At 55.0% G+C, this 298-nt stretch carries 1 pseudogene; it reads right to left on the bottom strand.

The features are described 5' to 3' along the window. A pseudogene (locus tag NE473_RS31475) lies at positions 1-223 on the bottom strand (deoxyguanosinetriphosphate triphosphohydrolase); the annotation flags it as partial. Between the last annotated feature and the right edge of the window lie 75 nt (positions 224-298).

The raw sequence follows: 298 nt of genomic DNA, 5'->3' as shown, positions 1-298 counted from the left end.
CTCCCAGCGCCTCCATGAGAAGCTCGGCGTCTGTCCCTGAAGTCAGCTCCTTCTTATACGTTCCCTCCATAATTTCCCTGTAATGATTCGTAAAGCCCTCTGTAGCCCCTCCAATCATCTGGCCCTGCATGGTGACCACCCAGTTCTGGACCGCGTATAAATCGGGGCGGCTGTAGCCCTTACTGACGGCCCGGTTGTATTTGTCTGTCAGCCAGGACACCATGTCGCGGTACCGGTCGTTCTGACGCTCTTTCTTATACTCATCAGTTCCCGGACCAGCTGTTCAAAGGTCAGGCAG

This window comes from Hungatella sp. SL.1.14, from assembly GCF_024460495.1.
GTDB lineage: Bacteria > Bacillota > Clostridia > Lachnospirales > Lachnospiraceae > Hungatella > Hungatella hathewayi.
The sequence above is the reverse complement of the archived record's forward strand: the minus strand, read 5'-3'. Positions and strand labels throughout refer to the sequence as shown.